Genomic DNA, 12,477 nt, shown 5'->3' with positions numbered 1-12,477 from the left:
AGAAGGCTATGTTAATAGTCTACAATGTAGTAATTAAATTTTTTGCTTTTTTTATGTCTTGAGATATTTGAGATTTTAACTCTTCAAAAGATTTAAATTTTTTTTCTTCCCTAATAAAGTCTATAATTTCTGTAGTAATATGTTTACCATAAATATCTTTGTCAAAATTAAAGATATGTGTTTCTAAAAGATTATTCTTACCATCTACAGTAGGTCTGGTTCCTGCATTAGAAATACCGTAGTAGCTTTCTTTGCTTTCAAAATAAACTTTAGTTAGGAATACTCCTTTTAAAGCTGAATTTTTTGGTAGTTTTTGATTAGCTGTATGAAAGCCAATTTTTCTGCCATTTTTTTGTCCATGAATAACACGTGAGTTAATTTTTAAAGTTTTGCCTAGTAGTTTACGAGTTTGCTCTAGATCATGATCTGCAATTGCTTGGCGTATTTGACTACTACTAATACGATGATTATCAAGGTTTAGTGTTGATACCTTATCAACCTTAAAGTCATATTCGTTAGAGAATTTTTTTAAAAGTTCATAATCGCCTTTGCGCTTTTTACCAAATTTAAAATCATCGCCAACGATTATATGCTTTATGTTTAATCTATCTACTAAATATTCTTTAATAAATGTTCCAGCCTCAATGTTTGCAAAATTGGAATTAAATTTCTGGCAGATTATATTTTCTAATCCAAGTTCGTATAGGTTAATAGCTTTGTTTCTGAAGTCATAAATTCTTGTAGGTGCGTTTTCTTTTAGGAAGAACTCTTTTGGTAAGGGTTCAAAAAATAAAATATAAGTTTCTAGTTGGTTTTCTTTAGCAATAGATTTTAATTTTTCTATGATTGTTTGATGACCTAAATGGACACCGTCAAAAGATCCTATCGCAACTGCAGAGGGGTTAGATTTTTTGATTTTTTTAAAGTTAGTGATGATTTTCATTATAAAGATAGTTTAAAGCAGTTTTTTAAAGGGATATAATAACCTAATAGTATTCATTTTTTGTTGAAAAAAAGCAACTACTGTTAGATACTTATTAGTTAGAAGTTTTTTAATATACTTGTGTAAAATATTTTTAAGTGGTTTTGTCATGGAAAGACGTGTAAAGAGAATAAGAAAATTACGAAATAAAAGCGGTAAGGTTTTTGCGATTGAAACAAACCTTACGGGTAGGCAACTACTCAATAATAGAGTTTTGAACAAAGATGTTGCTTTTAGCCAAGAAGAAAGAATAGCATTTGATTTGCTTGGTTATCTTCCTGAAAAGGTTGAAAGCTTAGAAGAGCAAGCTGTAAGAGTTAAAAAACAGCTTGAAATAAAACCAACAGCATTAGAAAAGTATGTTTTCTTAAATAGGCTACATGATCTAAATACTACTTTATTTTATCACTTTGTGCGTGAGAACTTAGAGGAGATTATGCCTATTATATATACTCCTACTGTTGGTGAAGCAGTACAAAAATATAGTAGCTCATTTAGAAAACAAAGTGGTTTGTTTATATCAATTAACCATAAAAGGCATATCTCTAGGATTTTAGAGAGATATGAATATAATAGTATTGACCTTGTTCTTGTAACAGATGGTGAGGCAGTTCTGGGTATAGGCGATCAAGGTATTGGTGGAATGAATATCAGTATCGGTAAGATTATGGTTTATGTTGCGGCTAGTGGTATAGATCCTGCAAGAGTTTTGCCAGTACAGCTTGATATGGGAACTAATAATGATGATCTACTTTCTGCTCCGGGATATTTAGGGGTGCGTTTACCAAGAGTTTCTGGTGAGACATATGATGAGTTCATCGAAGAGTTTGTTACTCAGGTTAAAGCTAGATTTCCTAATGTATTTTTACACTGGGAGGATTTAGGTAGAGATAACGCTACTCGTATATTAGAAAAATATAAAGAAAAACTATGTACCTTTAATGATGATATCGAAGGTACAGGTATTGTAGCTGCGGCTAATTGTATTGCGGCAATTAAGACAGCGATGACAATTAGAGTTAACTCGGGTGAGTTGACCGAAGAGGAAGCTATAGGAAGTATTTGTGATCTTAAGATAGTTATCTATGGAGCTGGTAGTGCTGGTTGTGGTATTGCAAGACAGCTTGCTGATGTAATCGCAGATAGAGCAGGGATTACAATTGAGAAGGCCAGAAAGAGTATTTATCTTGTTGATAGATATGGCTTAGTTTGTGATAAGTTAAGAGCTAAGCGAATCACTCCGGAACAGAAGCCTTTTGTTAAGACAAGTGCTGAGATAGATAAGTGGAAAGTTGAGGATTTTGACTATATCACTCTAGAAGAGACTGTGAAGAATGCAAAACCAGACATTCTAATCGGTACATCTGGTCAGCCAGGATCATTTACAGAAGAGATTGTTAAAACAATGGCTGAGTGCAACAATTACCCTATTATAATGCCGTTATCAAATCCAACATCATTATGTGAAGCTTTACCTGAGGATATTATCAGATGGACTGATGGAAAGGCTCTTATAGCAGCAGGAAGTCCTTTTGCTGATGTTGAATATAATGGTCGAGAGTATAGGATTTCTCAAGGTAATAATGCCTTTATATTTCCTGGTTTAGGCCTTGGCTCTGTAGCAGTCCATGCTAAAGTCTTGACTAATGGTATGATTAGGGCTGCGTGTTATCGATTAAGTGAATTATCACCAATGGTAATTAATGAAGATATAACACAACCATTATTAGCAAATATATCTGATCTGGTTGGTGTGAGTAAAGAGATTACAAAGGCAGTAGCAAAACAAGCTATATTAGAAGATGTTCATGGTGTTGATGTGGATTTGGAAGATCTTACGCCTGAAGAGCTTGATGATGAGATTACTAGATTGATTAATCTATCTTCATGGACACCAACATATGCGCCATATATGCCAATTTAATATTTTCTTAAATTATCTTCTCTTTTTTTAGATTCCTCATGCTTTTAGTCATTAAGTTTATATTAATTTTTCCTACTATAAAGCTATTGAAAAAAATTGTTTGTAGTGTGAGAATGGTTTGTTCATATCTAATATGAAAGTGCCTGGAAAGGCTTCCATATAAGACTTTACTCTATTTAACTCTAAGAGTCTTGAGAGTAAATCTATAATTGAATATTTGCTGTAAAAAATATTGAAAGTGAATTTTTCGTCATGCAATCTCTTTAAGATTAGTTTAACTTTTGTTTAATTTTGAGGATGTAATTGTGACAGGAAAGTTTAAGAGAAGCTTTATTTTAAGTAGTTTATTATTATGTTGTGGGCTTGGTTATTCTGAGAACTCTCCAGCGGTTGTTTCTCAAGGAGGTCCTTTAGGAGCAGTTAGTATTGGTGCTCAAAATGTAAATAACGCTACTGCTAGCTCAGGTACTTCAAAAAACGCTGGATCAAATGCATCACAGCAGTCAAATGCTCAAAATGTAAATGAAAAAGAGATGTTACTAGAGTTGCAAAAGCAAGTTAAGCAGTTGCAAGGTCAGTTATTACAAATTAAGGCACAAAAAACTAGTATCCAAAATACATCTAATGAGAATACACAGTTTTCTACATATGGTAGAAAAGTTTATGATAATAAGCCTAACTCTCTTAGCGGTCAGGATTTATCTGATTTGGCTAGCGGCCAAAATCCTGCCGATATTATGGAAAATGTTGATACAAAAGGTTCGATTGTTGATCTAAATAATAAGGCCTTGGGTGGGGTATTTAATTCAAGTGGTGGTATTGACGTAGGGGGAGCTCCTGCAATTACTACTCGAGGTCAGGTTACATTCCTAGGTTCATTCTCAGGTAACAACAGTATTCCTATTGGACAGATTAGCTCGAGCCTTTTTGCATCAACATTATTAGGTCAAAGGGAAAAGTTCGATGATTATTCAATTTTCTTCGGTGCATACTTGGAAGCAGATGCTCAAACATGGTTTGGTAATAGTGGTATTGCGAAATATGGACCTTCAAATACTGAATTATCTCCAACTGGAGAAAATATCTACCTAACAGCAGCTAGATTATATTTCTTAGCAAATGTTGGTCATTATGTGACTATGCAATTTGACTTTGATACAGATGAAACAGGTAATTTTAGTGTTGGTAATGCCCTTGCAATTTTTGGTAACTTAGATACTTCTCCTTTCTTTGTAACAGTAGGTAGAAACAAGCTATCTGTTGGATCATATGGTGGTGGTGGTACCTGGACAGATGGTATGACTATCTTTTTGAAACCTAGTCGAGCTAGTAATATATCAGTAAACTATAAAAGTCAGGTTTGGAATGCCAATGTATCTGTTTTTGGTACAAATGATAATTCAGCTGATTTTTCAACTGGTTTATTTTATGCGGATAATTGGACTGAGAACTTAGTAGGAGCCTTTAACGTTGGTTATGTTTATAATCTAAATGGTTCTGGAAATGGTGATGTGGTTAGCTTTTTGAAGGAGCAGTATGGAAATAACACCTCTGCGAAAGTGGGTGCTTTTAACGTTGATGGAAACTTGACATATGGCTTATTTGGAGGACTCTTAAACTTAGGTGCTGGCTGGTCAACAACAACAAATACCCAAGATTTTAATGGGGATGGTTCAAGTGTGCTTGCTGGAGGGTGGTATGGTGCGGCCAACTACTCAATGGTGTTAGGAGGTAGAAATACTAACTTCGGTGTTTCTTATGGTCAATCATATAATGCAAAAGATATACCTATGACATTATCAGCTTCTGCTATAAATGGTGCTAAATCACCTATCGGGATACGTAGACAGCTTCTTGTTTCAGGTCAGCGTGCTTATTTTGACAATAATGTCTTATTTGGTCCAGAATATTCATATCAACAGTTATATGGTGGCAAACATATGAACACTATTACTCTAGATCTGTCTATATTTGTATAATATTTGCCATTTCATTATTGGCTGTCTCGTCTTTGATAGCTATTCAAAATATTTATCTTTTCTATTGATTTATAATATCTAGTCAGTAAAATAAAAGTCGAAGTGTTAGTGTTTTTAGTGATTAAGTAAGCTTTTGAAATGTTTATAAGATCATGTAAATTTGAGCTTAATATGTTTAAGCGAAACTAGCATTTTTGTATTATTAGAAATTGTAAAATTTAAGCGGATGTGACTTTCTCGACATTATTTTGTAGATTGGGGTTAGTAAATTAATCTTGTCTATTATATAGTTCCATGAAGTCATAGTTTGGCAATTAAATTTTAAATTTATAACACATAGTTGTCAATATGATACAGCAAAATGCAGATAGTATATTTGATAATGCTCTAGGTCTAAATAGGCCAAGATGATGGCTTTATGATTAACTTTTCATAGGGCTTTATTTTTTATGTTTGGGGAGGCGTGGTTTTAGTGCAAAAGTTTAAAAAAACCTTTATTTTAATCAGTGGTATGTTTATATGTTTTACATTGGGTTATTCAGAGGATGGTTCTCCAGATGTCGTTTCTCAAGGAGGGCCTTTAGGTGCAACGAGCATTGGTCAACAGGACCTTAATAATTCCTTAGCTAAAAAGACTTCACAAGCTAAAGATTCTGAATCATCACAACCTTCAAGTAAAGGATCAAATGATCAGAGTGTCAATGAGAAAGAACTTTTATTAAAGTTGCAAAAGCAAGTTGAAAAGTTACAAGGTCAACTACAGCAGATTAAGCAACAAAGTCAAAACCAAAATGGTGAAATTAAAAATATGTCAGGTGGAAACTCCCAGTTTGCCACATATAGTACCAAAGTATATGATAATCAGCCTAACACTCCACAGGCAATAACTGGAGATGATTTAAGTCAGACATTAGTTGATGGTCAAAGTGCTTCAGATATTATGGAGAATGTTAATGATAGTAACTCGATAGTTGACTTAGGAAATAAGTCCTTAGGAGGTGTGTTTAACCAAAACGGTGGTATTGATGTCGGAGGAGCTCCAGCAATTACAACTCAAGGTCAAGTTACTTTCCTAGGTTCATATTCTGGTAACAACAGTATTCCAATTGGACAGATTTCATCAAACCTTTTTGCTTCAACCTTATTAAGTCAAAGAGAAAAGTTTGATGATTACTCAGTTTTCTTTGGTGGCTTTATTGAAGCAGATGCACAATCCTGGTGGGGTAGTAGTAATGCATCTACTAATATATCAGGTAATGGCCAAAATATTTATTTAACAAATGCTAAACTATATTTCCTATCGAATCTTGGACACTATGTAACAGCACAATTTGATTTTGATACATCTGAATCTGGTACCTTTGGCTTAGGTAACGCTTTTGTAATCTTTGGTAATTTAGATACTTCACCATTCTTTGTAACAGCAGGTAGGAATAAGCTATCTGTAGGTACATATGGCGGTGGTGGTCCTTGGACGTCAGGTATCACCGACTTCTTATCTCCAGATAAGGTCACTAATGTCTCTGTAAACTATAAAGATCAAGTATGGAACGCCAATATTACTGTTTTTGGCTCAGATGACCAGACTGCAGACTTTTCAACTGGTCTATTCTATGTTGATAGCTGGACAGATAACTTAATTGGTGCTTTTAACGTTGGTTATGTTTATAATATGGCGGGTGCCGGTAATACTTCATTGAGTACTTTCCTTAAAAATCAAGGTCTCTCAGCAGCAACACCAATAGGTGCATTTAACTTTGATGGAAACTTAACTTATGGTTTATGGGGTGGCTTCTTAAACTTAGGTGCTGGTTGGTCAACAACTACAAATTCACAAGATTTTAATGGAGATGGCGGTAATGTGCTAGCAGGTGCATGGTATGGTGCTGCTAACTACTCAATGTTGTTAGGTGGTAGAAATACCAGTTTTGGTGTCTCTTATGGTCAATCTTATAATGCTGCAACCTTACCAATGAGCTTATCAGCATCTCCAATAAATGGTAATAGTACAACCTCAGGAATAAAAGAACAGCTTATTATCAGTGGTAACAGAGCGTACTTTGATAATAATGTTTTATTTGGCCCAGAATATTCATATCAAAAATTATACAGTGGTCAGTATATGAATACTATTACACTGGATATGTCAGTATATATATAATTATTGTTCTAAAAGAATTTTACCTATTGAAAATAACTAAAAGAAATATCTTTAACTTTTTAATAAAAAGAGATATAGCTTTATAAACTAATATAAATAGAGTAACATTAGCGTAAATATATAAGTTATAAAATATAAGGACAAATATGTCTTTTTTAGTTGCTATAGTAGGTAGAGCAAATGTTGGTAAATCAACATTATTTAATGTGCTTACTAATTCTAGAGATGCTTTAGTTTTCGATTTTGAAGGTGTGACGCGTGATCGTCAATATGGCCAAGCAAAGTATGATGATCTTGATTATTTAGTAGTCGATACAGGAGGTATCTCAGATCAAGATGCAGGGTTTGATGAGTTTATGGCTAAGCAGTCTGAGATGGCTATAGATGAGGCTAATCTAGTATTTTTTGTTGTCGATGGTAGATCTGGACTAACAGCAGGTGATGAGTATGTAGCTAATTTATTACGTCAAAGAGATAAAAAAGTAATAGTTGTAGTTAATAAGGTTGATGGAGTAGATGAAGAGGCTGCTATGGCTGAATTCTATAGCTTTGGCTTTGAAAAAGTCTTTGCAATATCTGCTGCACATCGTAGAAATACTCAAAAACTAATAGACAAGTTTTTGAAAAAACCATTGAATGAATATTATCAAGATTATACTCAAACAGGCGAACATAAAGAACAGCTTCGTCATGGGATCCATTTTTCATTGATAGGTAGACCTAATGTAGGTAAATCTACTCTTACAAATAGGATGCTTGGAGAAGACAGAGTAGTAGTGTTTGATATGCCTGGAACAACCATTGATAGTGTTAGTATTCCATTTGAAAGACATGGGCAAAAATACACCATAGTTGATACCGCTGGAGTGCGTAAAAGAGGTAAGGTAAAACAAACACTAGAGAAATTCTCAGTGGTTAAGACTCTTCAAGCTATACAAGATTCAAATGTTGTTGTGGCTGTGGTTGATGCTAGACAAAGTATCTCAGATCAAGATCTAAGTTTGATACATTTTGCAATTAAAAATGGCCGCGCTCTTGTCTTAGCTGTCAATAAGTGGGATGGCATGACAGAGGAGGATCGTAATAAAGTAAAAGAGGATATCAAAAGAAGACTATATTTCTTGCAGGATTATGTAGATATTCACTTTATATCAGCTCTTCATGGTACAAATGTTGGTCATGTTTTTGAGTCTATACAAACTGCTTATGAGTGTGCAAACAAGAAAATAACTACAGCAGATGCCACAAAGCTATTACAACTTGCTATAGATGCTCATTCACCTCCAATGGTAGGTAAATTTAGAATCAAATTAAAATATGCTCATGTGGGTGGTCATAACCCTCCTGTAATTGTTATACATGGCAATCAAGTAAGTAAACTACCACATTCATATAAAAGATATTTAGAAAATTTCTTTAGAGAAGCTTTAGAATTTAGAGGAACTCCTATAGTATTTGAGTTTAAGCAATCAGAAAATCCATTTGCGACTAAGAAAAATAAGAGATCAAAAGATGAAGGCAGTAAGAGTAAAAAAGTTAAATAATATTGCTGATGAAATAACAATAAATATTAGTGGTGCAAAGAATGCTTTATTGCATTTAATATTCGCAAGCTTAATTCCAGATACAAAAACTACATTTAGTAATGTTCCAACAACTTTATTAGATTATAAAGGTGCAAAGGAAATACTCGAAAATGTTGGAGCTGTTGTTACAGAAAAAGGTGAAGATGTAACGATTAATACAAAAGTAATATCAACAGAAACATTAGAATTATGCGGTCAAATGACTTCAAAAACACGCTGTTCTTTAATGCTTTTAGGTTCAATGCTAAAGAAAAAAGGGCGTGTAAAAATTGGATTTCCTGGTGGTTGTAGCTTTAGTGAGAAAAGACCCTTTGACATTCATCTTGAAGGGCTAGAAGCTTTAGGTGCAAAGGTTACACTAGCAGAAGAGCATATTGAAGTTGTTTATAAAGAAGAAAAAGATGCTGAGTTTAAGATGCCTTTTCCTTCTGTTGGGGCAACGATGAACTTAGTTATGTATGCTGTTATCGGTAATTCTGAAGTTATTCTTGAGAATGTTGCTCTTGAACCTGAAGTTGTCACATTAATCGATTATCTAAATAAGTGTGGCGCTAATATTAAATTTGATATTGAGAGTAGAAAGATTAGAATATTAGGAGTTGCAAGACTATTAGGCTGTGAGTTTGAAATAATCTTTGACCGGATTCAAGCAATGACTTATGCTGCAATGGCATATTTATACAAAACAAATGTAACTATTACAAATATAAATACTAAAGACACATATAGTATTGCAAAACCGTTAGAAAAACTGACTAATGCAACTGCTAAATGGGAATATGATCAAAAAAATAAATCTCTAAAGTTTTTCGGTAAAGATAGCAATATTAAAGGTGTTGATATTATAGCGGCACCATTTCCTCATTTTCCAACAGATTTACAGCCTATATATGCGGTAATGTTATTTATGGCAAATAGTTCTAGCACTATTCAAGATACTGTTTATCCAGAAAGAATAAATTATGTATATCAAATTCGTAAGATGGGCTTTGATATTTCCATAGATAATAACTTGATTGAGATAAGACCTGTAACAAGCCTTAAAGATATTCGTCCAGCTATAATGAGTGTAAAAGATCTGCGTGCTGGAATGGCATGTCTGATGGCAGGTTCATTACTTGATGAGTTCTCAACTATAAATAATGCTCATCAGATATTTAGAGGGTATAATAACCTTATACAGAATATGTCTCATTTTATGCAAATAGAGATTTTAGATAATAATGTTTAGGTAAATAATGTCACAATATATATCTTTAGAAAAATATAACACTTATAGAATTAAATCATTTGCAAAACATGTTTATTTTCCTAGTAATGAAAATGAGCTTCTAGAAATTGTAGATAGGCATGAAAAATTATTTTTTCTTGGTAATGGTAGTAATGTAATCTTTTCTAAAGAATATTATGATGATGAAATAGCCTTCGTTATTTTTTGTAAAAATTTTAACTCTTTTTGTGTTTCTGATTGTGAGGTAGATGTTCAAGCAGGGGCTTTATTGCAGGATCTTGCATTAGAAACATACCATGCAGGCTTAAGTGGTATTGAGACATTTTATGATGTCCCAGCTAGTTTAGGAGGAGCTTTAATAATGAATGCTGGAGCTTATGGTGATGATATTTATACTTATGTAAAAAGTGTTAGAGTTTTAGATCTTAATAAGAAACAGATAATCGAGTATAGAAAAGAAGATATAGAGTATGGCTATCGATTTTCTATGTTTAAAAATGATAGTAATATTTGTATATTATCTGCAAAATTTGAATTTGAGAAAAAAACAAAGCAAGAGATTAAAGCTAAGTTAGATGATATTTATTCGCGTCGTTTAGCTAATTTACCACAAAAGCCCACAGCAGGAAGCGTATTTAAAAGACCTCAAGCAAATATGCCTGTAGGAGTAATGGTTGAAGAGCTTGGACTTAAGGGTAAAATAATTGGGGATGCACAGATTTCACCTAAACATGGTGGCATTATTGTTAATAATGGCAATGCTACTGGGAGTGACATAATACAGCTTATTGAATTTATCAAAACCACGGTTTTGGAAAACTATAATATAAAACTCCATGAGGAGCAGATAGTTATTTAAAGTGTTTGTACAAAATACTTTTTTATATGCTCAATATCTAATATACTTTGCTTAGGAAAATTTTTTTTATAGAGTTATGAGAAATAAAGTTATATTTTTTTTATCTACTATGTCATTAAGCTATAGTGTTGTCTTAGCAGATACTACTAATGTTAATGCTAGCGTTACTCAAGCTGATCAGGTAGCCACAAATATAAGTAGCAAAGAAAAAGCTTCAACAGCAGTCAAACAGATTAGTAAGTCACAGGATAAATCTAATACTCCAAAATCACAAGATACTCATAAAGGTGATGATCTAAGTATTATGGTTGATACAAGTAATGCTAGTTATGATGCACTCTTGGCGGATGCTGAGAAGATACTGGCAGATCGTGATAATACTAAAAAGCCAGCAGATCAAGAAGTAGCAAAAAAAATAGCTCAAATTAAGAAACCGTCAGACCAAGAAATAGCGCAAAGGATAGCTCATATTAATAAACATGTTGGTAATAAGGTTGTGGTTGAGAAAAAACAATTACAACAAGAATCTATGAAACAAGATGTTAAAGCGGCTGGAAATATTTTAAAACGTCATGATGAAATTAATGAAGAGTTCAAAGATTCTTATGGTGCATATCAGGGTAATAAGTCAACGAAAGATTATATAACTAAAGAATCTCAAGGTTATAATGATGCTGAGGCTTATCAGATGAAAAACTATAAAAATCTTTTGGGTGGCGTGAAATTAGAGACTCCAAAAGAGATCGGTGAGTCATTTGATGAGATTGATAACAGTAAAGCTAAATCAAAGTATAAGTTATCTGATGGTTATTCTATTGAGGATGTTACAACTGTAGGCTCATTGACTGGGCAGGATAAACGTTTGAAGAAATGTTTGATTATGAAAACTTATGGAGGTGGTACGTGGCGTACATATTGCCAGCCACTTAAGAAACCAACTCAATGTCCAGATTATGACTGGAATCAATTATCAACAATGGCAATTATGTATTGTTAGATTTTTTGAAATTAGCAATTTGTTCTTTTAATTCATCCAAACTTATTCTGTTAGGGTTACTACGAATTCTAATATTTTCATCATCTTTACGAACTGCATAACCATATAGAGCTTCTATTTCTAGCTGTAGATTTTGCTTAAACTGTTTTATGAAATTGCTCCATAAGCTTCTGCCAGTTAAACCTGTATGCATGGTAGTATCTGCTAGTGGCTCATTTAATGCTCTAATATCTTCAAAAAGAGTGTTTGTACTTTGATAAGTAAAAACAATTAAGTCTGACTCTATAGCAGGGGTTTTATATCTACTTGATTGTAGAGTGTTTCCCCATGTTAATAGATCGATCATATCATTTGTATGTTTTTTATTACTAACAGTTGCAAAATCTTGTTTCATCGTGCTAAACGATTTATCACCAAATGTTGAAAAAAGTAAGATTCCATCATTGTTTAGAAGTTCATAATAATTATCTAATTCTTGGACTAAATTATCTGTAAGGTGGATAATAGAGTTTGATATTATAATATCAAACTGTTGTTTAGTATCTTGGTTATTATGGATTCTAGCATTAGGAAAACGACTTTTCAAAATATCTAAATAGTTAGTATCTTGATATCCATCAACTAAAATATCTGTTGGATCAAGGTTTATAAAATCTAATCTTTTTAGAAGTCTTTGAGCGAGTTCATTTTTTATAAATGATGTTTGATAAAGTTTCTTATGTGATAATTGTTGTAGAAAAAGATTATAGTTAAACATT

Annotated in this window: 9 protein-coding genes; 7 read left to right on the top strand and 2 right to left on the bottom strand. The window is 33.0% G+C overall.

The window, feature by feature from the left end; all coding sequences use genetic code 11:
• Positions 1 to 19: 19 nt before the first annotated feature.
• Positions 20 to 943: a bifunctional riboflavin kinase/FAD synthetase gene (ribF, locus tag F3D62_RS02450; RefSeq protein ID WP_150466669.1), complete on the bottom strand. Its 924-nt coding sequence runs from the start codon at positions 941 to 943 to the stop codon at positions 20 to 22.
• A gap of 148 nt (positions 944 to 1,091) precedes the next feature.
• On the opposite strand from ribF, the gene F3D62_RS02445 reads away from it, so the two are divergent.
• The 7 genes from F3D62_RS02445 to F3D62_RS02415 all read left to right on the top strand — a co-directional run bounded on the left by F3D62_RS02445 (position 1,092) and on the right by F3D62_RS02415 (position 11,719).
• Positions 1,092 to 2,906, top strand: a complete 1,815-nt coding sequence (locus F3D62_RS02445; protein ID WP_150466668.1) for an NAD-dependent malic enzyme — start codon at positions 1,092 to 1,094, stop codon at positions 2,904 to 2,906.
• A gap of 305 nt (positions 2,907 to 3,211) precedes the next feature.
• Entirely contained in the window at positions 3,212 to 4,885 is a 1,674-nt protein-coding gene (locus tag F3D62_RS02440; protein WP_150466667.1) for a DUF3573 domain-containing protein, read from the top strand.
• A gap of 463 nt (positions 4,886 to 5,348) precedes the next feature.
• On the top strand, positions 5,349 to 7,046 hold the full coding sequence (locus F3D62_RS02435) for a DUF3573 domain-containing protein (protein ID WP_263478749.1): 1,698 nt from the start codon (positions 5,349 to 5,351) through the stop codon (positions 7,044 to 7,046).
• A 146-nt stretch (positions 7,047 to 7,192) separates the two neighbouring features.
• The gene (gene der / locus F3D62_RS02430) at positions 7,193 to 8,590 is read left to right on the top strand and encodes a ribosome biogenesis GTPase Der (protein ID WP_150466666.1); all 1,398 of its coding nucleotides are present in this window, start codon (positions 7,193 to 7,195) and stop codon (positions 8,588 to 8,590) included.
• On the top strand, positions 8,559 to 9,863 hold the full coding sequence (locus tag F3D62_RS02425; RefSeq protein WP_191092513.1) for a UDP-N-acetylglucosamine 1-carboxyvinyltransferase: 1,305 nt from the start codon (positions 8,559 to 8,561) through the stop codon (positions 9,861 to 9,863). The genes der and F3D62_RS02425 overlap by 32 nt, the downstream gene beginning before the upstream one ends.
• Positions 9,864 to 9,870: 7 nt before the next feature.
• The gene (gene murB, locus F3D62_RS02420) at positions 9,871 to 10,722 is read left to right on the top strand and encodes a UDP-N-acetylmuramate dehydrogenase (RefSeq protein ID WP_150466664.1); all 852 of its coding nucleotides are present in this window, start codon (positions 9,871 to 9,873) and stop codon (positions 10,720 to 10,722) included.
• Between the two features lie 76 nt (positions 10,723 to 10,798).
• Entirely contained in the window at positions 10,799 to 11,719 is a 921-nt protein-coding gene (locus tag F3D62_RS02415) for a hypothetical protein (protein ID WP_150466663.1), read from the top strand.
• On the opposite strand, the gene F3D62_RS02410 is transcribed toward F3D62_RS02415, so the two are convergent.
• On the bottom strand, positions 11,706 to 12,476 hold the full coding sequence (locus tag F3D62_RS02410; protein ID WP_150466662.1) for a methyltransferase domain-containing protein: 771 nt from the start codon (positions 12,474 to 12,476) through the stop codon (positions 11,706 to 11,708). The two genes, F3D62_RS02415 and F3D62_RS02410, sit on opposite strands and share 14 nt — an antisense overlap.
• Position 12,477 lies beyond the last annotated feature (1 nt).

This window comes from Francisella sp. SYW-9 (genome assembly GCF_008711465.1).
Lineage (GTDB): Bacteria > Pseudomonadota > Gammaproteobacteria > Francisellales > Francisellaceae > Francisella.
The sequence above is the reverse complement of the archived record's forward strand: the minus strand, read 5'-3'. Positions and strand labels throughout refer to the sequence as shown.